Source organism: Paenibacillus sp. J22R3, assembly GCF_056269305.1.
The window spans coordinates 266,849-289,280 of record NZ_JBWDNS010000005.1 but is presented as its reverse complement, the minus strand read 5'-3'; the positions used below and the strand labels follow the sequence as shown (position 1 = coordinate 289,280).

The following is a 22,432-nucleotide window of genomic DNA, read 5'->3' as shown; positions in this document are numbered from 1 at the left end:
AATGTATCCTATCCGCCAAAAAAAGTCAATGGGATTGTACAGTCGACGATTGCTGGATTTTACTGGTTTAAGCTATAATGGAATAACAGATTCAAAGCCTGAAGTTTTCGCCCTGCTAGACCCGAACGGATAGACCAATCCATGAGTTCAGGAGGCTGTGACGATGAGTGAACAGAAGGATCGTGAGCTGATTTTCGTATTTACGGGACCGGATGGCTCCGGACGCAAGACAGTAGCAGATAGTGTAGGCACAACGCTCGGTATTACCAAAGTAATCTCGTATGCGACACGCAGACCGCGTCCGGGTGAAGTGAACGGTCAGGATTACCACTTCATCACCCCTGAGCTGTATGATCAGTTCGATGCCGACGGCGATTTTATTGAAAGCGTTACCGTCAATGGGAATCGCTACGGGTTACGGGGCAAAGACATTGCGTATAGTTTGAAGAAAGGCGGCAGCATCTATCTGATTCTGAATCATGAAGGTGCTCATGCGCTGAAGGATATGTACGGGGAACAGGTAGTGCGGCTGTTCATTTATGCAGATCGGCGTACCGTTCAGGAAAGGCAAACCCAAGAGGGAATAGACCCCGATATTATAAAATCTAATTTGGATCAATATGAAACGGCTATCCGCTATCAATCACGGTGCGAGCACGCTTTCGAGAATTATGACCTCGCGCATACCGTATTTGAAATCTCCAATGCGCTCGAGAGTTATCTGGAGCGGAATTTGGAAGAGCGCGACTAAGGATGATACCTAAATAAACCCGCCCCTTGAAAGGGCGGGTTTTCGTTCGTTTCGTTACCCCATCCGGGAGCGATAAGTCGTTGGCGCCGTATCCGTAAGTTTCTTGAACAGGCGAGAAAAGTAGAACGTATCGGTATAGCCCAGGAGCGACGAGATTTCCATGACGGTTTTGTCGGTGTTCAGGAGCAGCTTCTTGGCCTCCGCTACTTTGAGCCGGTGAACAAATTCGCCAAGCGGATAACCCGTATAGTCGTGCACGATTCGTCTTAACGTCGGAATCGAGATATGATGTCGTGCAGCGAGTGCCGTGCTGTCGAGCGGCTGGTAGACCGTGCCGGCCAAGTCGTCCAGCAGGTTATGCACGAATAAGGCACGGCTGCTCGTCTGCGTCTGATTGAAGCGCAGCGACATATCGAAGAGCAGCGATTCCAGCGCGAGTGCGGCACGATCTTGATTGGCGGGAACGGCGCTGTCCATGAGCTGGAAGATGAGCTCGATTTTACTTAGGAAGCTCTCGTCCGTACCGACGAATTTCACGAGCTCGGGATGCTCGTACCAGTTCGCAAGCCATTCTTCGACACGTTCGCCCTCGAGTGCAAAATAATACTCGTCCCAGCAGCCATCCGTCTCCGGTCCGTATTGAAACACGGCGCCGGGGTACAAGCAGAAGAGCGATCCGGCCTCGACAACTTGCCGATCCTCAGCGTCGGTTTGGTAGTATCCTCGACCTGCTCCGATATATACGAATGACCAACGATCAAATTCAGCGTTTTCCCGCCTGGAAGTGCGTCCGGGCAAATGACCGGCATTCGTGATCATCAGCGATTTTACCCGCAGCTTCTTCACATCAACCATGCAGTCGAACAGGCGCATTGGTAGCGGACTGATCATATTGTCCATGTAGGTTGGCATGGTGTGCATTCTCCCATCCTTCATCACAAGGTAAACTCATTATAAACGGAAACGATTACAGAAGCGAAAGGTTGATCAAATCATGACAACGACGGCGAAGAAGTTAAACATAGGAGTAATTGGTGCGGGTTCGATTTCCGGTGCCCATCTGGGGGCTTACGCTTCCAATAGCGATGCTGTCCTTGTAGCGATTTGCGATAAGAACGAAGCGCGCGCTCAAGCGGCGGCAGATAAGTATGGGGCTTCCAAAATTTACACGGATTATCATGAGCTGCTTGCTGATCCCGGCATTGATGCGGTAAGTATCTGTACATGGAATAACACGCATGCTGAAATTACGATTGCTGCGCTGGAAGCGGGCAAGCATGTGTTGTGCGAGAAGCCCCTTTGCAAAACAGTCGCGGAAGCAGAACGTGTTCAAGCGGCAGTCGAAGCAACAGGTAAATTGCTGCAGGTTGGTTTTGTACGTCGATATGCTTCGAGCATTGAGGTTCTGAAACGATTTATCGATGCCGGCGATCTTGGCGAAATCTATTATGCAAAAGCAACATGCCTGCGCAGGCTCGGCAATCCGGGCGGCTGGTTCTCCGATATTGAACGCTCCGGCGGCGGTCCGCTGATCGATCTTGGCGTTCATATTATTGATATTTGCTGGTACCTCATGGGCAAACCGAAGGTGAAGTCCGTAAGCGGCAATACGTACCGTAAGCTTGGCAACCGTTCGCATATTAAGAATCTGGGCTTCTATCAAGCCGCGGATTATGATGCAGAGAAGAACGATGTAGAGGATTTGGCAAATGCAATTATCCGCTTCGAGAACGGCGCTTCCTTGATGGTGGATGTCAGCTTCACGCTGCATGCGCAGAAGGATGAGCTGTCTGTGAAGTTATATGGCGACCAAGGCGGAGCAGAAGTGGAGCCGGCGCTTGTTATCATGGGTGAGAAACACAACACGATCGTGAATACGACGCCGCAGGTGGATCACACTACGTTTGATTTCAACGATGCGTTCGGGCGTGAAATCGGACATTTCATCAACAGCTGCCTCGGTCGTACAGAGACGCTGAGCCCTGTGCAAGATGGCGTAGAAGTGACACGCATGCTGTGCGCAATCTATGAGTCGGCTGCAAAAGGAACCGAAATTCATTTTTAATCAGAAGGGTTGACACATACGATGACGATTCATTTATCCAATAAAATAGGCGTTATTGTGGACAGCTTCGGTATTGGCGTCCGCGAAGGATTGTTGAAGGCCAAAGAAGTCGGCGCAGAAGGCGTACAAATCTATGCGGTATCCGGTGAAATGGACCCTGCGAATATGGATGCATCTGCAAGACGTGAAATGCGTTCGTATATCGACGGACTAGGGCTGGATATCTCTGCGCTATGCGGCGATTTGGGTGGACATGGCTTCCAGGATGGGGCTGCCAATGCGGAGAAGGTCGAGCAGTCCAAGCGGATTCTTGATCTGGCTGTCGAGCTCGGCACCAACATCGTGACGACTCATATCGGTATTGTGCCTGACGATAAGAACGGTGCGATCTATGCGGCGATGCAGCAGGCGTGCGAAGAGCTTGGCCAGTATGCGAAGAGTTTGAATGCTTATTTTGCGATTGAGACAGGTCCGGAACCGGCTGCGCATTTGAAGAGCTTCCTCGATACGCTGAGCACGAACGGCGTTTCCGTCAACTTCGACCCGGCCAATATGGTCATGGTAACAGGTGATGATCCGGTACAAGGCGTGATTACGCTGAAGGATTACATCGTGCATACCCATGTGAAGGATGGCCGGAGACTGCGTGTCGTTGATCCGCGCCAGGTCTACGGGTTCCTTGGTTATCAGAAAATGACGCATGAGCATATTGCAGAGATGGCTGCCGGCGGATTGGATTTTGAAGAAGTTCCGCTTGGTGAGGGAGCTGTTGATTTTGACGCTTATTTCGCTGCCCTGCAGTCCATTGGCTATACAGGTTATCTAACGATCGAACGTGAGGTCGGCGCGAAGCCGGAGCTGGATATTCGCAGAGCGGTGGAGTTTATTAAACAGTACCGATAGGGTGCTGATTGGAGGATATTTTAGGATGAAAATCGCGATTAGTGTATGGAGCTGCCATAAATATTTGTACGATGGATCTTGGCAAAATGCGGACTTTATCGATTACGCTGCTTCGGTAGGCGCGCAAGGAGTCGAGCTGCTCAGCGTGTTCTGGAATAAGGAGAGCGACGTGCCTGCGGTTCACGAGGCTTTGGCTCGTACGGGCATTAAGCTGGCGTGTTTCGGGGCTTGCAATGATTTTGTGAAAACGACGGCTGAAGAGCGTGAAGTGCAACTGCAGGATATTATCTTGGCTGTTGATATGGCAGTCGAGTTCGGCGCTGAGGTTGTTCGCGTGTTCGCGGGCGATCGCAAAGAAGGCATCAGCTACGAGCAGGCGAAAGGCTGGATCGTGGAAGGGCTGGCGCAAGGAGCTGCTTATGCAGAGAGCAAAGGCGTTGTGCTCTGCTTGGAGAACCACGGCATCTTCGCTGGTAAATCGGAGCAGGTGCAGGATATCATCACCCTGGTCGGTTCGCCGGCACTGCGCAGCACCTTCGACATGGGCAATTTCTTGCTCGTAGACGATGTGCCTGCGCAAGCATTCGAAGCGCTGCATCCGTTGATCCGTCACGTGCATGCCAAAGACTTCGCGCGCGTGGGCGAAGATCAGAAGGATGGCGTGTATCGCGCGCTTAGCGGTCTGCCGTTTGTCGGCTCCGTGCCGACCGAAGGCGACGTAGGAGTTGCCTCAATCGTCGGCAATCTTGCTGGCGTAGGCTACGACGGCTGGATGAGCGTCGAGTACGAAGGTCTGGAAGAGCAGAAGAGCGGCACAGCCAGAGCGGTAGAGAAGCTGTCGCAGGCTGTCGCAGCTGCAGCTGCAGCTGCGAAGTAGAATAGGACTCCGGGTTACCATGCGTGGTTGTGCATGGTGGCCCGGAGTTTTGTTGTTGTTGGTCGCACACCACTGCTACTCAACCCATATGGAACTATTCAACGACATCAATAATCGCGGCGTAGCTGCAATCGCCTTCCGACCATTTTCCGCCTGCGACGAGAATGTATTGGCCCGGTTCAGATGGAAGGATTATCTTGCCATCTTGTTTCGTTAATGGCGTGAAATTCTGATTGACCCAAAGACCGCCCCATGTTTCGGTAGGCTCTGGTCCACTTAGAAAAGAAATCGTTAACGCTGCACGAGATTTAACGGTATAAACCTTCGAATCCCGCACCAGCATGTCGGGAGCTGGAGCGTCTGCGATGGCATTCTTCCATTGGTAGGAGCCCTTAATAAGTGGAATCTCCATTCGATCAACAACCATGACAGCATTAGGCGGTTCAGTCGAGTTCTCTTCCGAAATCGATGCTCCACATCCTGTTGAGCAGCCGATACTAAACATGGACATAATCAGCAGGCAAACGACGAGCAAGCCCCGCGTTTTCTTCATCACACTCACCTCTATCCCTTTGACGCTCTATACCTGCTTATTGTTGCCACCCATATCAGCGCATATAAAAAAGCCGCAACCCCCGCGTAGTTCAACAGCTCTGCGGGGATTACGGCTTCTTTACCATTCCATTAGTTGATCAGCTTTGCCTCACGCAGCAGGTTGTAAATAACGCTTGCCGCGGTTTCGCGAGTGACAGAAACAGTTGGCTGGAAGTTAGCCGCGCCATTCAGGTCGATGCCCTTCATCAGGCCGCTGTTGGTCACGAGTTCAATGCTATCCGTTGCATACGGAGCGATATCGGCTTCATCGTGATACGCAACATGCGGTGGAAGTGTTGGCGCAGATACTTGCAGCAGCTTCAACGCGCGAGCCAAGATGACCGATAAATCCTGTCTGCTTATTGGAGCATTCGGCTTGAACAGTCCTTGACTGTCGCCTTTAACCAGTCCAGCCTCAACGGCGGCGGCTACTCCATTGGCATACCAAGTATTCTGAGCCACATCGGCAAAAGCAGCCTTCGCGTCAGAAGATTGCAAGCCAAGCGCACGAGCGAGCATGACGGCAAATTCGGCTCGCGTCACTTGCTGCTTCGGCGCGAAGGTTGTAGGCGATGTACCGTTGAGCAAGAACGTATCCGCAAGTGCTTGAATGGCGGATTGGGCCCATGAGAACTTAATATCTGCAAAGGCTGTGTTCCGGTAAGCCGCAGCGTAAGTGGAAAGACCAGGGCGGCTTACTACAACCGTAACCGTGCCGTCTGTATGAGTTTCAGAGGCGGCCGGAGCAGGGAAGAAACTGCCATTCTCTTCGAATAATACGCCGAGTCGATTGACGGCACTGCTGCCGGTCACGGTAAAGCTGCGTTTAATTATCGTCGTAATCGGTACCGATAGCGGTGTTGCTCCTTTATCCGTCACGGTATCCACTTCGAAGGAAATCGGCGTTCCTACCACAACGGCACCAGAATTCTCCGCCTTGAAGGCATCTGCAGCAGTTCCGTCGGCTGCGATAGTCACGCGAACAGATTCATCCGCAGGGAGATTCGCGAACAGGGATGTAGGAAGTGAAATCGACGATGACCCTGTTGTCAGAATAACCGTGCTACCGGTAGCTGCGCCGGCTAGCAGCTTCAATTGTGCAGGTGTCAGCTCCAATACCGCCTGCTGCTTCTCATCCACATTCACTTTCAGGATGAGTGCGGCAGGTGCAGGAGAAGCTTCTTGCAACGCTTTCTTCAGCTCATCTTCCGTAATGGTTACTTTCACGGATGATCCCGTTTGAGTAGTAGAAGTATTGAGGAAGGAGGCATGTTGACCTTGTTCAAGCAGTTTCGTGATCGTTGGACTATTATTTGGAATAGTCGGGGTGCTAGGAATAAAATACCCGCCGCCATTGCCACCTCCGCCGGTTCCCGCAAGATTAACAGTTACCGTTCTGCTAGTCTTCACATCGGGCATGATCTCAGAGGCAATCGTGACAGTCAGATCTACTGTCGTCGTAGAGCTAGGTTGCGCTTTAAGAACACCGGCATCATCAATTAGCGAAGGCACACTGCTCTTCGTAACATGGTAAGTAATGCCTTCCGTTACCGGAAACGTCAGTACCGCTTGATCAAGTACGGTTTTGTTAGAGATCGTAGCTGCAAAATCCTCCGCAGCCGCTTGCACGAGAGCTCCGTAGGAGTGAACGGCGAAGGTCGTGACAGAGGTGTAGGCATAATGGTTACCGTTCTTATCCAGAAGCGGCTGTCCATCATCACCGAGCACGAGTGCGGATACTTCCAAACGGTAAGTTCCGTCAGCAAGCTCGCCAGTGATTGGCTTGTCGTTCTCATCCAATAGGATATTGCCACCCTTGTCATCCAGAGTCTTGTAAGTGGTGGTCAGCGCCGGTGTGAATTCATAGATATCCGGATCGATAGGAAACAAGTTCTCTTCTTCATCTGAATTGGTGTACCTACCCAAAATTCCAATAAATTGATCATGAAGATTATAGACATTTACATCCACTTGATAAGTATCTGGAGCTCGTAAATCAAAGCTTAACTTCATTGACTCTGGCACACCGTCAATGCCCTCAAAGGGAGGTGAAATCACCTTAGAAGAAAGCTCGAGATCTTGCACACCATACCAGTTATCAGGTGTTTGCTCTCCCACATGTACCACAAAAGGAAGATGCAAGGTAGGTAGTCCGGCGCTCTCAAGCACCACTTCACCTTCATAAATCCCCTCAACAGCATCCGCATGAGGTTTAATCGTGAGCGTAAATGGTGTCGCAGAGTGAGCGGAGGCCGTTACCATTTCGTCCGTCAATCCTGTCAACTGAACGTCGATGGCATTTGGATCCGGCGTATTGAGATACGAGTCCACTTCGTGCATCTTATATGAAACGTGGTAAGACACATCAGTTGCGGAGGTGTTCTTCAGCTGCAGCTCTTTAGTTGCAGCTTCGGCACCTTCATGCATCAAGCCGAAGCTCGCAGAATCGCCGTAGTTTGTCACTTGTACCGGCTGCAGGTTCTTGTCATAGATCGTCAGTTCATCGATCGTCTGCAGCAAGGCAGGCGTTTTGATCGCATCCGCCATATTAACGCGGCCCGAGCCTTGCGTGTAAACGTCATACTGATTGCCGTCCTGATCGGAGAGCGTAACCGCCGTATTAGCTAATGCGGCGCGCACGTCGAATGGACTCCAATCCGGATGTTCCTGCAGCAACAGAAGCGCGAGGCCCGCGACATGCGGGGTTGCCATGCTTGTTCCGGAAATGCGGGTGTACGCTTCCTCATAGGATGCATTTGGTTCATATTTAGCATATTCCGGCCATGTAGACATGATGCTGTAGCCCGGTGCGGCAAAATCCGGTTTGATACCATACATGCCGTCCGAGTTCGGGCCTCTGGAGCTAAAATACACCATGTGATCACCGCTGGCCATTGCACTTTCAAATCCGCTGAATGTCAGTGTGAGCGGCGTATCGCCGTTATCGGCGACAATGGCACGGGCGAGTGCGCGTCCCTCTGCCCCGGACATGTCGTAGGTCGGGATGAAGTCGAAACTGTCACCAAGGAAGGCATCTTCTCCGATATAGCCATCACGATTATTGCCATCGCTGTCAGTAATAGATGCCGAGAGGTCTGCCACAGTGCCGAGAACTTCTGTGGCATCGCCATTGAATATGACAGCCGCTTTGGCGCCGTGACTCTTGGCAATTGCGATTTTGTCCACTAAAAACAGCGTGCCTCGGGAGATAACGACTACTTTGCCAGCTGCATCAATACCTTCATAATCAGCTTCAGCACCAAGGCCGACATACACCGCATCCAGCGGCGCCGCGCCAAGGGTCTCTTCAAAATTCTCTTCGGCAGTTCTCCAGCCCATGGCATGCAGCTCATAGGATGTACTGCTTAGCGAGCTTACAGCGTCTGCAGCAAAACGGCTTCCCGGACTGTCCGCCGCACCGACAGAGATACCGAGCTGTGAACTGGCCGGCGTTCCCATCGTGTAATAGCCATATTCACCCTCGTTGCCGTTTGCAATAACAACAACAGTACCGGCTAGTACGGCATTGTTAACCGCGATGGCATCCGGCGAGTTCGGATCCAAATCGCCACTAGACCCTAGTGACAAGTTAATGACATCCATGCCGTCCTTAACAGCTCTTTCAATACCATCGATGACAGTAGCAGTGGTTCCCGTGGCGTCGCCGTTAGCATCGGCAGACAGTACTTTATAGACATACAAATCAGATTTGTATGCAATACCTTTCTGAACTACGCTGGAGGTTGTATTCTCGGCTCTGCCAACAATTGTACCGGACACATGCGTCCCATGCGCCGATACGGCTAGTCCTGGACCATAGTCCTCATAAGGATCATCGTCCCCATTGGCGGAGTCATACCCGCCTTTATAAGCTCCGGCTAAATCCGGATGTAAATAGTCAACGCCGGTGTCGATGACGCCGACTTTGAGACCTTCACCGGTAAGCTCTTTCGCCCAAGCGGCATCAGCGCCGATCTGATGAATCGGGTCGATGTCATAAGGGATTTCGTCTTCATTCACTGTAGGCTCCATCACCGGAATGCTTGTATACGTACGGTTCTCGTAAATGGAAAGCACGCCCGGCAGCTTGGCTAGCTGTGGAATTTGATTAGCAGGCACGGATACCTCGAGACCGTTCAATACCGTATTGAAGCGGTAGTTAACCTTGAGATTGATGCCTTTCGTAAGCGCTGTGTTGATAAAACCGGTTTGTTCCGTACGAAGCGAGCTCTCCGACGATTCGGCTGCAAGCGAGCTGATGCCTGATTTTGCAGCAAATTGACCTGCAGCTATGGGTTGGCTGCTAAGTTGAACGATGACGCGAGTGACTGCGGATGATTCGGTATGCAAATGAGGTGAGATAAAGGCAGGTTTGCGGGCAGTTGACTTAGGTGAGAGGGAGGCGGGCAGGATGCTTGACTGGCTGTTGAAGTGGATGAGATTAGGGTTGATGGATGAGGGCGTTACCGATTGTGCAGATGCGACCTGTTGTAAGAGTAGAGTGGCGAGAAGTGTTGAACATAAGCTGACTGAGGTCGTTTTGATCAGTCTCTTTAATGACAAATAGCGTCTCTCCTTCGCAAACATATATATACAAACTGTAACGTATAAAATTCTAGCATGACTCTAGCAGGTTGCCTATTCAATTTTTACTAAATTGTAGTAGATTAGGAGAATGAGCTAAATACACGAATGAATGGGAACGGGGTTTGTTGAGCTTGCAAAGAGAAGCGCTGGGCAGCTATATATCGAACCTGCACATGCATATATCAGAGGCGGCATTCTTCACTTGCACCTCAAGCTGGTACCATATGGATGTGTTATCGGATTTCAATCGACTCTATTATTTTCTGGGGGATGGGGGACATGTTCGAATTGGGGATGAGGAGTTGTACCCGAAGCGCGGGCAGCTGGTCATTTTACCTGCCGGAACTATGCTGTCGGTACGAACATTGGAGGATCGGGTGTTCAGCAAGTTCTTCTGCCATTTCAATGCCAAGGTCGGCGATCAGGAGCTCTTTCAACTACTGGAGGCACCAAGCTGCGTCGATGTTCCAGATCAAGCGGCGACGTCGGAGCGGTTCGGCGAGCTTGTGCGCCACTATCGGGAGAATGGACTGACCTCGATGCTTCGGGCCAAGCTACTGCTGCAGGAGATACTGTGTGAGTTTCTGGAGCAGGGAGGCGAAGCGCGTCTGCGGCAATCCGAGGCTGGCGGGTCTCTGGATAAGGTTAGTCAGGTGCTCGCTTATTTGGATCATCATTTGGCCGATGACGTGAGGCTGGATCAGCTGGCGGAGCTTGTCCATTTTCACCCGAATTACTTCATTCGCGTGTTTAAGTCGGTAACCGGCTGCTCGCCGATTCAGTATTTGAACCAGCGGCGGATGGAGAAGGCGAAGCAGTGGATGCAGTCGACGGACATGTCCGTCTCCGAAGCGGCAGAGCGGATTGGCAGCTCGTTATATCAATTCTCCAAAATGTTCAAGCAGCACACCGGCGTCAGCCCCAGCGACTACCGCAAAGTGATGCGCGAGCAATCACCTCAGCAACAGTAATCGAGTATAAAAGCCCTCTACGATCGCCGGGTTGGCGAATGTGGAGGGCTTATTGTTCCTATGAATAATCGGTCACTTCACTGCCAACTTGATTCCACGCCGTTCCGAAAGGTCTATACGTTCCGGACTTCGAGAGCGGCTGATGGCGCTTCGGCAAACGATAAGTCGCAGGCTCGCACCGTACCAACTCCTTGCGCTCGCCGCATACCATGAGGCCCGTGTCGTTGAACAAGTTATCCGCCAGCTGATAAGCATCATCGGCCCGGTATGAAATCACGATGCCTCTTCGCTCCTTACCGGACAGATTCACAGGGGATCCGTGCAGCGTCAGGCAATGATGAATGCTGATGCCTCCCGCCTTCGGCGTAATCTGCACGGTCTGCTCCTCTGCATTCTCCCAATATTGCGGTTCCTGGCAGCCAGCGACAAAATAACCATCCATCGAATGATCGAGCAGCCCGAGCTTATGGCTTCCTTTGACCATTTGCATGCATCCGTTCTCCGGCGTCGCATCATCCAGCATGATCATGACCGACAGCAGATCCGTGTTGGTATGCGGGTAGAAAGCGAAATCCTGATGCCACGGGAATTCGCCGAGCCCCTTGGACGGCGGCTTCGTAGCCAGCTTCGAATGCTGAATTTGAATGTCCGGTCCGAGCAATGGGATGATTTTGGATACGATGGCAGGGTGTCTCGCCAAATCCAGCAGCACCGGATGCATCGTCGTTAAGCCGAGCAGATGAACCGTTTCTTGCTTATACATCGCTTGCGAGCGATTGGATATCACGGTTTCACTTGCACAAATCGTCCGGTAGAGCTCGACCTCTTCTGCTGTAAGCGCATCGTCATACACGAGAAACCCATCTTCCCAATATCGCTGAACCTCATCTTCAGTAAGTCCGTCACGCCAAGCACTCATGTCCGCTGCACTCCTTCTCAATACTATTATGTGGATGTATAATGAGCTTCGAATACATTAAATGTAAACGGAATACGCAACCACAGCGATAATCAAACGGTTCTTTTCTAGCACGAAATGGTTATTTGGAGAGGTGGGCCGAGCATGCATTGTCAATTCGACTTTTTGTTCTATTCCACACATAAGCAGGGCACTTACGTGGACTTGCATAAGCATAATTGCTATGAGCTCGTTTATTATGTAAGCGGCTCCGGAATGATGAATTTGAACGGCGAATGGTACCCGTACAGCGCCAACACGATTACGTTAACGAGACCGGATCATCTGCATGATGAGCGGCATGATACGGAGACGGAAGTGATTTTTATCGGATTCACGTATGACGACTATCCGGTTCCGCTTGCCAACGGTATTTATATGGATGATGAACACAAGACGCTATTAACGCTGCTGCTTCAGATGAAACATGAAATGATGGAGAAGAAGCCGCTGTTCAGCGTCAAACTGGATGTCCTCACGCAGCTTGTCATTATCGAATTAGAGCGTACGGGCAAAAGAGTATCTGCACTGCCGGACAGCGAGAAGCTGCTGCATTCAAGGCTGTACATCGACGAGAATTACAGCCAGAAGCTGAATATGCCGCAATTGGCGCAAATCTCCGGCTACAGCTATGATTATTTCCGGCATCTGTTCAAGCGCAGCACGGGTCTCTCGCCGGTGCAATATTTGATACAGCGGCGTGTCAATCAAGCGAAGCTGGAGCTCGCCAACACGGACAAGAAGCTGGCCGTGGTTGCGATGGACTGCGGCTTCTCTACAACGTCGCAGTTTAGCAGACTGTTCAGGGAGCTGACAGGCGTGCAGCCAGTCGTATATCGGAGGCGGACCAAGAGCCTGGTCACGCAAGAATCGATGGTATGATAAAAAGCCCTCTCATCCGCCGATAGCGGAAGCAGAGGGCTCTATTCGTTGTTGGAGAACTGCTTAGCTGGCAGTTGGATGCCAGATGCGAGCTAGATGCCCATCCGAGTCAGCGCACCTTCGAAGGATACATCGACAGTGTCGTCTCCGGTTACATAACGCCACAATTTGGCCCGCTGCATATGATCGAGGCGGTCTTCGTTGCCCTGCCAGCGTTGGTAGCCCTGCTGGATAATACGGGCGACTTCCGGCTCGCGATAGCCTTCGAGATTGAACAGACCGCGCTGCTCCTGGCCCGGACGCAAGCGGAGCTTGAAGACGTAGCGGGTCTTGTCCGTATAGTTCGGCTGCGCACAGTGCCAGATGCCGTGATGAAGAATGGCGAGCGAACCGGCTTTGCCTGCGAGCTGCCGTTGACCGGTAATATTTTTGTACCTTGCGAGACTGAAGGTATTAATCTTGCGCAAATGGGAGCCTGGCAGAATGAGGGTCGGCCCCATCTCCGGCGGAGCGTCGTGGGAGAAGTAGAACAGCTGGATATCGAAGGCGTGCGGGCGAACATCGATAATGGAATCGCCATGCCAATCCTGCGAGATCAGGTAGTTTGCAGGAACGATATGCTGAAATGAATGGTCGTACACGGGCTCGAGACCGACCAAGCTCTGAATGATTCCTTGCACCTCGGGTAATTCGAACACGCTGCGGATATGCTCGGATTCATTCCAGAACTTATGGCCCTGGCTGTGCTGAATTTGCTCTTTATAAACCAACTCATTCAGATGCTGGGGGATGAAGGCATCCAGCAGCAGGAATCCGTCGGTGACGAACTTCGCCATTTGCGCAGAAGTGAGCAGATGTTTCGGATCTGCGGGTGTCATGTTCAAGCTACTCATGTAGAGGCACCTTCCTCTCAAGTACATATTCGTAAGGCAGATGGCCGGTATCATGCTCCTGACCTGCGGGATAGTGCGGCAGCGAAGGGACCTGAATGACATTCCAGCCATCTCGCATGGCATGAAGAACCGATTTGTATGGCGGCTCGTTGGAGTCTCCGGTATTCATGGGCAGTGCATCTTCAGGCGCAGCGCCGTCGTACAGGGACCAGGCAATCGTGGGGGATTTTAAATCAGGTGTAGTCAAATTCAGAAACAAGATTTGCTGTCTCATGGCAACCAAGTGTGACGCCTCCTTCAATGGGTTCGTGCTCTGTTTTCATTGTATGGATTAGAAAGTGTGCTGAGGATATGCAGAATTAAGAACGATTTGTGCAATATTAATAATGATGGAAAAACATGCTTTTCAAACCCTAATAAATTGTTTACAATAATATTGTATAAAATATAAACGAGGTGACGTGGCATGAACGTGTACGACTTTAAGGTGCAAACGGTTAAGGGCGAGGAGAAATCATTGTCCGATTACCGCGGCCAAGTGCTGCTTATCGTAAATACAGCGACCAAATGCGGACTGGCGCCTCAGTTCAAAGAGCTGCAGCGACTGCACGAAACGTATAAGGATACGGGACTGACCGTGCTGGGTTTCCCGTGTAATCAATTCCAGAATCAAGAGCCTGTAAAGAATGACGACATGGAAGAGACCTGCCAAATTAATTTTGGCGTCACGTTCCCGCTGCTTGGCAAAATCGACGTGAACGGGCCAAACGCCGACCCGTTATATAAGTATCTGAAGAGTGAAGCATCCGGATTGTTCGGTTCGGGGATCAAGTGGAATTTCACGAAGTTTCTGGTGGATGCGCAAGGGCGCGTCGTGAAGCGTTACTCGCCGACGACCAAACCGCTGAAGTTTGAGGCGAATATTAAGAAGCTGCTGGAGAAGGCGAAGACTCCGGTTCATCACTAATCATGCTGCAAAAAAAGCGAGGGGCGCACTAGCGCCCCTCGCTTTCGTTTTGTTCATCCACGATTCGATGACCATGTGTATACACATTCATTTCATGGCCTCGGATAAACCCGACGCATGTGATGCCCAGATCCTCGGCGAGCTTGAGCGCGAGGTCCGTCGGTGCGGACTTCGAGAGCAGAATGCCGACGCCGATTTTGGCCGCCTTCAGTACGACCTCGGAAGAGAGTCGACCGCTGAAGGCGATGATTTTATCGCTTATCGCAACGCGCTGCTGAAGCGAATAGCCGAACAGCTTATCGAGCGCATTGTGGCGGCCGATGTCGGTTCGTACGGCAAGCAGCTCCGTAGCGTTGCAGAGGGCTGCATTGTGTACGCCGCCGGTCAGCTTGAATTCTCCGGAGCTATTTTGTAGTAATCGAATAAGTGCGCTGCACTGGGCCGGCGAGATCGTCATTCGGCTCATCGACGTACGTGCGGTACGGGCATCGTTGTGAAAATAAAACTGGCGGCTCTTCCCGCAGCAGGAGCCGATGAATCGTTTGGAAACCTCGTCTTTGCTAGTCGAGTGTTTGTTAAAGAGCTCGACGTAGACGAAGCCTCGCTCCTCGTCGATACGAAGCGATTCAATCTCGGCCGCTTGTCTGATGACCCCTTCGGAGGCCAAGAAGCCGATGATCATTTCCTCCAGATCGGTTGGTGAACAGACGATGGTGGCAAATTCCTCGCCATCCAGCCGCACCGTCAGCGGATACTCCGTCGCGATGTCGTCCTCCTGCAGGGAGACTGCGCCGCCGCTGTATTTGCGAATGCGCCACTTGGCTGTGATGCTTGGCAGCATGTATGGTTCCTCCCTATCGTAAGAGACTTCTTCGAACCGATGTTACTCCTCGTCCGCAATTTCCTGATCCAGCTCCGCGATGCGTTTCTCCACGTATCTCGTATCCTTCAGCGCATGATACGTTTCCGCTCGCTCCATCACGACTGCTGTATTGTACTCCGGTATCCCGGCATAAGGTTCATATACTTTCTTCGGCAGCAGCGCATTGCACTCCGGCCAGTACAACTCCAGATTGCCGGAGGCGATGTCGGCGAATTTGGCTCTGCCATGGAAGCTGCCGCTGCTGTTGTAGAGGACAACGGCCTCGCCTTCCGTAATTCCGTGCTTCGCCGCATCGTTCTTGCTCAGAAGTACATCATACCGATCTGCAGCATTGAACGGGTCTTTGTTGCTGTAGATCATGGAGTTGAACTGCTTGCCGCGGCGCGACGTGATATAGAAATGTCCTTCCGGCCTGCGCAGCTCCGGCAGTTCAACCGGGATGAGTCGTCCGCGTCCGTCCTTGGTCGGGCAGACACCGTCCTCGCACAGCCAAGCGCCGCCCCATTGGAACACGTCGCCCTTGTTCTTCAGATGCTGGACGCCGTCGTAATTGGGGGAAGCTTTGGCGATTTCGGCGCGCAGGGCATGCGCGTCCTTGAATTGCACAAGCGCAGCGCGCTCCGGATCTACGCGCGCAGCGAGATCGCAATAGATCTGCCATTCCGTGCGCGCTTCCTCGATGCGAGGACCGGCGATCTCCGGCGAGAAATACACCATACGCTCGGTCGAGGTGGAGGTGCCGCCGCCAGGCTGCTCATAGCGTGTCATCGCCGGAAGCACGATGACGGCTTCCTTCGCATCAGCCAGCGTGGAGGTGTTGAGCACGATATCCTGATGGACGCGGATCTGAATGGACTCCAAACATTCACGGACAAAATCCGGCTCCGGCATCGTTTCCAGGAAGTTGCCGCCGGACGTATAGAACAGCTTCAGCTTCCGCTCATGATCCTCGGGAAGCAGCGCGTTCTCCAGCGTAACACCGACGATGTCGCCTTGCCACGTTGGCAGCTTAAAGCCCCATACATTCTCGACACGAGGGATGTCGTCGCCCTTGAATTCGCCGCCCGGCAAGCTGAAGGGATCGGCCCCCATTTCGCCGGAGCCCTGTACGCCGCTATGCCCGCGAATCGGCATCAGGCCGCAATATTCGCGGCCCAGAAAACCGCGCAGCAGCGCAAGATTGGCTACCTGCGAAATGTTGTCGGTGCCGAAGCGGTGCTGCGTGAGTCCCATGCTCCAGACGAATACGCCGGACTTCGAAGCAGCGAGCAGCTCCGCGAATTCCTCCATCCGCTGACGCGAGATACCGGAGGAACGCTCCAACTGCGCCCAGTCTTGGCTCTTGACATGCAGCCGCAGCTCCTCGTAGCCGTTCACATGCTCACGGACGAATTTGCGGTCGATGGCTGAGCCGGGCTTCTCCATTTCCATAGCGAACCAATGCTTCATGATGCCGTGCATGAAGGCGATATCGCCGCCAATGTTCACTTGATAGAAGTCGTCGGCGAGCTTGGTGCCAAACAGCGCAGACTCTGCGATGGAAGGGACCCAGTACCCGTCCATGGCCGGCTCGCGATAAGGATTAATGACGATAATTTTCGTCCCTTTGCGTTTGGCCGCATACATATATTTGGTCGATACCGGTTGATTATTAGCGGCAACGCTGCCCCAGAAGACGAGCACATCGGTGCCGATCCAATCCTTGTAGTTGCAGCTCGATGCGCCTATGCCGACGGAACGCTTAAGCGCCGTCTTGGAAGGGGAGTGGCAGATGCGCGAGGCATTGTCGATGTTATTCGTTCCGAGGAAGCGAGCGACCTTGGCTGCAGCATAGTAAGACTCGTTCGTAATGCCGCGCGCCGTTAAGTAGAACGCCAATTGCTTCGGATCGATTTGGCGGATTCGCGCCGCGATCATATCGAGTGCCGCATCCCAGGATAAACGGCTGAACTTGCGCTCGCCTTTACGCCTGATGAGCGGATAAGGCAGCCGACCTAGCTTGCGCAGCTCGGTGCTGTCCATTTTGCGCAGCTCGTCGATGTCGGCATGCAGCACATTAGGCTTGATCGCCGGCATGGTGTTGAGCCGCAGAAGATTGAGTCTGGTGGTGCACACATGCGGACCTGCGAGCGTCTGATCGTAGAGACCGGAAACGCCAAGCGCGCAGCCATCGCACACGCCCTGCGTCAAGATCCGCATCGCATACGGCAGATTGTCCCGGTTATCGGCCATTACTTTGATCGTGTCTCGAATATGCTTCGGTTTTACTTTGCCGAGCCCGAAGGGGACTTTGCTTACCCATAGCTTCGGATCGGGTTTGCCGGGGAGTTTGATTGGCCCGGTGTGTTTGGTATTACCCATTAGTGGTGCCTCCTTCGAAATAAAAAAACCGCGCCGAGTCCGACATTTTCTTTTCCAAGAAAAATCGTCTCTTCGCGGTTAGTCTCTTGCAGGTTCGCTGCCAAGCGCCAACACGTATCGTTAACGGCTGCTGCCGAATTTGCGTTCAATGTCTTGATCGAACACGAACACGGACATGCCGAAATCTTTGTCAATATCGATATCTACATATAACTCCAGGAATCGTGCGCCTAGCAGCTGCTCCATCTCCGTTGGGGGATGGTTGCGGTAAATGTCCTTTACCCACTGTGTTCGCGCTTCGCGCAGCATCTGTTTGCCGTCGCTCGCGGTGGCAATAAACTTCTCGACCGGCGATAGATTGCCTTCCATTTCGCAAATGGCCCAGTGCTTGCAGAAAGTCGTCGAAATGCGGCCGGGGCCTTTGCCCATATGCCGTTTGCGGAACGCTTTGACCAAATTGCTGAATTCCGCTTCCGTTTGATTCATAGTTACTTACCCCTCTTTTACCCGCAAAATCGGTGGCAGGATCGCTGCTCCGTACCGAGCGGAACAAGGTGAAACGGCTGTTGCTTCTGCTATCATCTTAGCAAGAAAGCGCACTCATGGCAATGACGTTGTGGCTTTGCATGCGTTTCGGCGGCAGTTATGGTACTCTTTTCTCATATAGAGCGCACTAAGGGGGAAAAGGTTTCATGAATACATTATCATACGGACTGCTCGGCATGCTGGCACGCAAGTCGTGCACGGGGTATGAGTTGACAAAAATGCTCAAATTGTTCTGGCAGGCCAAGCATAGCCAGATCTATCCGCTGCTCGCGATGCTGGAGCAAGAGAAGATGGTAACCTGCGAATTGATCGGGCAGACGGGGAAGCCGGACAAGAAGCTGTACACCATCACCGAGGATGGCGCTGCAGTGCTGCGAAACTGGATCGACGACGCACCGGCCGGGGAGAGCATCGAGCGCGATGAATTTCTGCTCAAAGTGTATGCGATCGGACTGGTGGAACCTGCTATTGCGCTCCGGTTGTTTAAAGAACGGACGGCGGCGCTCATGGAGCGATTGCAGCGAGTGGAGGCGGAACTCGAGATCATGGAGGCCGACCCCGCAATTGTGAAGGATCCAACCTCCAAGCAATTCGGCCGTTACCTGCTGTACCGGCGCAAGGTAGGCTTATTGAAAGAAGAATTGTCCTGGATTGAATGGGTGATTCCTCTAATTAACGTGAATGCGGAAGGTGAGCAGGGATAGGGCTCGCGGTGGAGCCTTGCTGTAAGCGGACAAGGGCTCGCCGCGGAAGGTGTAAGCGGATATTTCGCTTACAGATGCAAATCGGAGGCGAAAAGGGAAGCGTAAGCGGCATATCCGCTAAAAGAGTGTCGAAACTGCCGAAATAACAGATACAGGGCTCTCACAACTAACCAATCTGTCCTTCAGGGGCTCTCACCGCCAAAACCACTCTAATAAAGACTGAGAGTCGAGAAATCCGACTTTCAGTCTCCAAAGTAGCCAATCCAGACCTTCCCGAGAAAGTGAGAGTAGGAAAACCCGACTTTCACCGCCAAAACCACCTCGAAAAAAGGCTGAGAGTCGAGAAATCCGACTCTCAGCCTTTAAACTAACCAATCCGAACCCACACGAGAAGCTGAGAGTAGGAAAACCCGACTCTCAGCCCTTGACCGAACCAACCCGTCCGCTGCCGACCCTACCCGATCACCGTAAGTTCCTTCGGGAACGTCGTCAGCACCAGGGCGCCGCCATCCGTGACGAGGACGTCGTCCTCAATCCGCACCCCGCCGATGCCTGGCACGTAGATGCCCGGCTCGATCGTGAAGACCATGCCGCTGCGCAGCACGTCCTGGTTCTGACCATGCACGGATGGGTACTCGTGCACGTCCATCCCAAGGCCATGGCCGAGCCGGTGCATGAAGTACGGGCCGTAGCCGGCCGACTCAATATGCTCGCGGGCCGCGCGGTCGAGACTCGCAAGCGTAGCGCCGGGGCGCGTGGCTTCGATCCCGCGCAGGTTCGCCGCCAGCACCGTGTTATAGATCTTCGTTTGCTCCTCCGAGATGTCGCCAACCGCGAAAGTCCGCGTTATATCGGATGCATACCCATCCGCATAGACGCCAAGATCAAACAACAGCAGCTCACCTTCGCGCACCACCCGCGAACCCGGCACGCCATGCGGCAGAGCAGAATTCTCGCCGGCCAGCACCATCGTCGAGAAGGAAGGACCGCTCGCACCGAGCTTCTTCATCTGGTACTCCAGCTCGGCGACGAGCTCGATTTCGCTGACGCCCGGCTTCACTTGCGCGATACCGGCACGCAGCACGTCCTCGATAATGAGGACGGCATGCTTCATGCGCACGACTTCGTCCGGCGTCTTAATGACGCGCATTTCGCGGAGCGGCTCGTCGATATCCGCGTAGACGCTCGCACCAACGGCACGGCTGATCGCCTCGAAACGACTGACCGTCATATAGTCCTTCTCCAGCCCAAGCGACTGAACGCCTGCGGGCATAAGCTTAGTTAACACCTCATATGGATTGTCGGTGTCTGTATGCGTATGGATGGTTGTGACTGAGGATGCAGCCTGCGCGGCTTCCAGATCAAGAGCCGGCACGATCAACAGCGGCTCCGCCTGACGAGGAATCAACAGTCCGAGAAACCGCTCATGCGGGTCGGTCGCAAAACCGGTCAAGTAATAGACATGCTTCGGCATGGTGATAAGTACGGCGTCAATGGCATGCTGCTCCATATAGGCAACCAGCTGCTCGATACGATTATTCATAACATGAATCGTCCTTCCTTCATTTATTTCTTAGCATTTAAGGATAGTAGATAATCGCATCATAACGCACGATCTCTTCACCGGGATTATGGTACAAATGCGGCTGATCCGCCGCGTAGCGAACGGCGCTGCCTGCTCCTACTGTATAGGAAGTGTTCTGGATCTCGACGATGAGCGTCCCTGAAGAGACGAGAATATATTCTTCCACGCCGGGGCTGTGCGCCTCGGATTCATGCGTACATCCGGCATCCATTTCGACCGAATAGACCTCGAATTTCTTCGTGGGCTCGAACGGAAACATCGGATAGACGCGATAGTGTCCGTCTGCTTCGAGCAGCGGTTCCAAATCTTCCTTCGTAATAACCGCAACCTCAGAAGGAGGCTCCTCAATTAACGTGGTAAAAGAAAGCCGAAGCCCATTGGCAATCTTCCAAATAATCGAGATCGTCGGGCTTGTCTCACCGCGTTCAATCTGACCGAGCATCGCTTTGCTGACGCCGGTCAGCTCGGCAACCTTGTCCAGGCTGAGTCCTCTCGTTTGACGGATCATCTTCAAATTCCGCCCCAGTTTGATGTGAATCTGCTCCATATAAAGCCTCCTGCTTCGCTCTCCTATTTAACCTATTGTAGCCCAAGCGCGAACAAAAGTCGAAGACACTGCGTGCGTTATAGCATACAAAACTATTGTGCGTCATAACATACATATGTATAATATAAGCCAATGGATGTTTAAACCAATTGAGATGGGGATGCCGACTATGTCTAGTTCATCATTGACCGCTTATCTGCAGCGTAACTTGGAAGAAATGAAGAAGAACGGGTTATTTAACGAGATTAACGTCCTGCAAGGCGGCAACGGTCCGCTTATTCATATTAACAACCGAGAACTGATCAATCTTTCCTCCAATAACTACTTAGGTTTGGCAGGCGATGAAAGACTCATTCAAGCCGCAGAGCGTGCTCTTCGCAAATATGGAGTAGGTGCCGGTGCCGTACGTACGATCAACGGAACGATGGACATTCACGAGGAATTAGAGACGAAATTAGCGCATTTCAAGCAAACGGAGGCCGCTATAGCGTACCAATCCGGTTTCAACTGTAATATGGCAGCGATTTCAGCGGTAATGGAGGCAGGGGATGCGATTCTCTCTGATGAGCTTAACCATGCTTCTATTATTGACGGCTGCCGGTTGACCAAAGCGAAGGTCATTCGTTTTAAGCATTCGGATATGGAAGACCTGGAGAAGCAGGCGAAGGAAGCGAGAGCGTCCGGTCAATATAACAAAATCATGGTCATCACGGATGGCGTGTTCTCGATGGATGGAGACATTGCGAAGCTACCGGAAATCGTGGAGATTGCGGAACGCTATGACCTCATCACCTATGTCGATGATGCGCACGGCTCAGGCGTACTTGGCAAAGGGGCAGGCACGGTTAAACATTTCGGGTTGTCCGATCGGGTTGATTTTCAAATCGGTACGTTGTCCAAAGCGATCGGCGTCGTTGGCGGATATGTGGCCGGCAAACGCGAGCTGATCGAATGGCTGAAAGTAAGAAGCCGTCCGTTCTTATTCTCGACGGCAACACCGCCGGCAATTGCCGCCGCATGCAGCGCTGCACTGGATATTTTGTCCGATAGCGCAGAACTACAGGAGAAGCTATGGAGCAATGCCGCGTATTTCCGCAATGGCTTGCAGCAGCTCGGCTTCGATACCGGACACACCGAAACGCCGATCATTCCGTGTATTATTGGAGACGAAGTGAAAACTCAGCAGTTCAGCAAGGCACTGTTCGAAGCAGGTGTATATGCCAAAGCGATCGTATTCCCGACCGTTGCGAAGGGCGCAGGCCGTGTACGCAACATGCCAACGGCAGCACATACGACTGAGATGCTCGATCAGGCGCTCGCCATCTATGAGAATGTGAAGAAGCAAATCGGCGTGTAGG

The 22,432-nt window shown here is 52.5% G+C and carries 20 protein-coding genes; 9 read left to right on the top strand and 11 right to left on the bottom strand.

The features are described from left to right. Nucleotides 1–163 precede the first annotated feature (163 nt). Entirely contained in the window at nucleotides 164–751 is a 588-nt protein-coding gene (locus AC0YN4_RS22515) for a guanylate kinase (RefSeq protein WP_475782715.1), read from the top strand. A gap of 54 nt (nucleotides 752–805) precedes the next feature. Here the strand turns inward: AC0YN4_RS22515 and AC0YN4_RS22510 are convergent, their stop codons facing one another. Continuing rightward, on the bottom strand, nucleotides 806–1,663 hold the full coding sequence (locus AC0YN4_RS22510) for a helix-turn-helix domain-containing protein (protein ID WP_475782714.1): 858 nt from the start codon (nucleotides 1,661–1,663) through the stop codon (nucleotides 806–808). A gap of 82 nt (nucleotides 1,664–1,745) precedes the next feature. On the opposite strand from AC0YN4_RS22510, the gene AC0YN4_RS22505 reads away from it, so the two are divergent. Genes AC0YN4_RS22505 through AC0YN4_RS22495 form a run of 3 tightly spaced genes read left to right on the top strand, consistent with a single transcriptional unit; the run spans nucleotide 1,746 to nucleotide 4,596 of the window. Beyond that, complete coding sequence (locus tag AC0YN4_RS22505) at nucleotides 1,746–2,816, top strand: Gfo/Idh/MocA family protein (protein WP_475782713.1); 1,071 nt, start codon at nucleotides 1,746–1,748, stop codon at nucleotides 2,814–2,816. 21 nt (nucleotides 2,817–2,837) lie between these two features. Continuing rightward, the gene (locus tag AC0YN4_RS22500; protein ID WP_475836819.1) at nucleotides 2,838–3,719 is read left to right on the top strand and encodes a sugar phosphate isomerase/epimerase family protein; all 882 of its coding nucleotides are present in this window, start codon (nucleotides 2,838–2,840) and stop codon (nucleotides 3,717–3,719) included. A 25-nt stretch (nucleotides 3,720–3,744) separates the two neighbouring features. Further along, a complete protein-coding gene (locus tag AC0YN4_RS22495) occupies nucleotides 3,745–4,596 on the top strand; it encodes a sugar phosphate isomerase/epimerase family protein (RefSeq protein ID WP_475782711.1) in 852 nt (283 codons plus the stop codon). 94 nt (nucleotides 4,597–4,690) lie between these two features. Here the strand turns inward: AC0YN4_RS22495 and AC0YN4_RS22490 are convergent, their stop codons facing one another. Further along, nucleotides 4,691–5,149: a hypothetical protein gene (locus tag AC0YN4_RS22490; protein WP_475836818.1), complete on the bottom strand. Its 459-nt coding sequence runs from the start codon at nucleotides 5,147–5,149 to the stop codon at nucleotides 4,691–4,693. Nucleotides 5,150–5,280: 131 nt separating this feature from the next. Beyond that, on the bottom strand, nucleotides 5,281–9,753 hold the full coding sequence (locus tag AC0YN4_RS22485; protein ID WP_475836817.1) for a S8 family serine peptidase: 4,473 nt from the start codon (nucleotides 9,751–9,753) through the stop codon (nucleotides 5,281–5,283). Between the two features lie 149 nt (nucleotides 9,754–9,902). Here AC0YN4_RS22485 and AC0YN4_RS22480 point away from each other — a divergent pair, with 149 nt between their 5' ends. After that, nucleotides 9,903–10,748, top strand: a complete 846-nt coding sequence (locus tag AC0YN4_RS22480; protein WP_475782708.1) for a helix-turn-helix transcriptional regulator — start codon at nucleotides 9,903–9,905, stop codon at nucleotides 10,746–10,748. 58 nt (nucleotides 10,749–10,806) lie between these two features. Here the strand turns inward: AC0YN4_RS22480 and AC0YN4_RS22475 are convergent, their stop codons facing one another. Beyond that, complete coding sequence (locus AC0YN4_RS22475; RefSeq protein ID WP_475836816.1) at nucleotides 10,807–11,667, bottom strand: phytanoyl-CoA dioxygenase family protein; 861 nt, start codon at nucleotides 11,665–11,667, stop codon at nucleotides 10,807–10,809. A 144-nt stretch (nucleotides 11,668–11,811) separates the two neighbouring features. Here AC0YN4_RS22475 and AC0YN4_RS22470 point away from each other — a divergent pair, with 144 nt between their 5' ends. Beyond that, nucleotides 11,812–12,588 carry a helix-turn-helix transcriptional regulator gene (locus AC0YN4_RS22470; protein WP_475836815.1) on the top strand — a complete coding sequence of 259 codons (777 nt, stop codon included), beginning with the start codon at nucleotides 11,812–11,814 and terminating at the stop codon, nucleotides 12,586–12,588. 92 nt (nucleotides 12,589–12,680) lie between these two features. Here AC0YN4_RS22470 and AC0YN4_RS22465 read toward each other — a convergent pair whose 3' ends face one another. Both AC0YN4_RS22465 and AC0YN4_RS22460 read right to left on the bottom strand, forming a co-directional pair. Further along, a complete protein-coding gene (locus tag AC0YN4_RS22465; protein WP_475782705.1) occupies nucleotides 12,681–13,481 on the bottom strand; it encodes a phytanoyl-CoA dioxygenase family protein in 801 nt (266 codons plus the stop codon). Then, nucleotides 13,474–13,764, bottom strand: coding sequence for a hypothetical protein (locus AC0YN4_RS22460; protein WP_475782704.1), 291 nt, complete (start codon nucleotides 13,762–13,764; stop codon nucleotides 13,474–13,476). Before AC0YN4_RS22460 ends, AC0YN4_RS22465 begins: the two co-directional genes overlap by 8 nt. Nucleotides 13,765–13,947: 183 nt before the next feature. Here AC0YN4_RS22460 and AC0YN4_RS22455 point away from each other — a divergent pair, with 183 nt between their 5' ends. After that, on the top strand, nucleotides 13,948–14,448 hold the full coding sequence (locus AC0YN4_RS22455; RefSeq protein ID WP_475782703.1) for a glutathione peroxidase: 501 nt from the start codon (nucleotides 13,948–13,950) through the stop codon (nucleotides 14,446–14,448). Between the two features lie 28 nt (nucleotides 14,449–14,476). On the opposite strand, the gene fdhD is transcribed toward AC0YN4_RS22455, so the two are convergent. The 3 genes from fdhD to AC0YN4_RS22440 form a co-directional block, all read right to left on the bottom strand. Then, nucleotides 14,477–15,289 (bottom strand): formate dehydrogenase accessory sulfurtransferase FdhD, encoded by an 813-nt coding sequence (gene fdhD / locus AC0YN4_RS22450; protein ID WP_475836814.1) that lies wholly within the window; start codon nucleotides 15,287–15,289, stop codon nucleotides 14,477–14,479. 42 nt (nucleotides 15,290–15,331) lie between these two features. Beyond that, nucleotides 15,332–17,692: an FdhF/YdeP family oxidoreductase gene (locus AC0YN4_RS22445; RefSeq protein WP_475836813.1), complete on the bottom strand. Its 2,361-nt coding sequence runs from the start codon at nucleotides 17,690–17,692 to the stop codon at nucleotides 15,332–15,334. Between the two features lie 120 nt (nucleotides 17,693–17,812). After that, the gene (locus AC0YN4_RS22440) at nucleotides 17,813–18,178 is read right to left on the bottom strand and encodes a Na-translocating system protein MpsC family protein (protein WP_475782700.1); all 366 of its coding nucleotides are present in this window, start codon (nucleotides 18,176–18,178) and stop codon (nucleotides 17,813–17,815) included. A gap of 206 nt (nucleotides 18,179–18,384) precedes the next feature. Here AC0YN4_RS22440 and AC0YN4_RS22435 point away from each other — a divergent pair, with 206 nt between their 5' ends. Continuing rightward, nucleotides 18,385–18,942, top strand: a complete 558-nt coding sequence (locus tag AC0YN4_RS22435; RefSeq protein ID WP_475782699.1) for a PadR family transcriptional regulator — start codon at nucleotides 18,385–18,387, stop codon at nucleotides 18,940–18,942. A gap of 454 nt (nucleotides 18,943–19,396) precedes the next feature. On the opposite strand, the gene AC0YN4_RS22430 is transcribed toward AC0YN4_RS22435, so the two are convergent. After that, a complete protein-coding gene (locus AC0YN4_RS22430; protein ID WP_475782929.1) occupies nucleotides 19,397–20,485 on the bottom strand; it encodes a M24 family metallopeptidase in 1,089 nt (362 codons plus the stop codon). 37 nt (nucleotides 20,486–20,522) lie between these two features. Then, nucleotides 20,523–21,074, bottom strand: coding sequence for a helix-turn-helix domain-containing protein (locus AC0YN4_RS22425; protein ID WP_475782698.1), 552 nt, complete (start codon nucleotides 21,072–21,074; stop codon nucleotides 20,523–20,525). A 169-nt stretch (nucleotides 21,075–21,243) separates the two neighbouring features. Here AC0YN4_RS22425 and AC0YN4_RS22420 point away from each other — a divergent pair, with 169 nt between their 5' ends. After that, complete coding sequence (locus AC0YN4_RS22420) at nucleotides 21,244–22,431, top strand: glycine C-acetyltransferase (RefSeq protein WP_475782697.1); 1,188 nt, start codon at nucleotides 21,244–21,246, stop codon at nucleotides 22,429–22,431. Nucleotide 22,432 lies beyond the last annotated feature (1 nt).